Consider the following 361-nt stretch of genomic DNA (forward strand, 5'->3'; position numbering starts at 1 on the left):
TATCCATGTCTTTTTCTCCTTTCTCTTGGACACAGGCGCTTAATGTTGCAAGCAGGATAATCAGTACCCAACGGGTAATCTTGAAACTCAGTCCATAGCTGACCATGCCTTCTCTCCTGGGTCATGGAAATCAACGAGAGGGGCAACCAAAGGCTTACCTTCGTTCATATGCTCGGCGTTGTTCTTAATGATCTCTCCCCAGCGTTTAAACTCCCTTGCCATGTCCTCCAAACTTTCCCCTCCCGTATGAATCCGCCATAAGTGCTCACGCCACTGCCGGGTCAGCGACGGCGAAGGGCAGGCGATATTCAGTTCGCTGTCGGTTTCCATGCTGCGCACGTTGATATTGGCCGAGCCCAGG

1 pseudogene is annotated in these 361 nt (G+C 51.8%); it reads right to left on the reverse strand.

What is annotated here, in order from left to right:
- Positions 1-87: 87 nt before the first annotated feature.
- Positions 88-361 (reverse strand): annotated as a pseudogene (locus PSEWESI4_RS24910) (hypothetical protein); the annotation flags it as partial.

The organism is Zestomonas carbonaria (assembly GCF_904061905.1).
Classification (GTDB): Bacteria; Pseudomonadota; Gammaproteobacteria; order Pseudomonadales; family Pseudomonadaceae; genus Aquipseudomonas; species Aquipseudomonas carbonaria.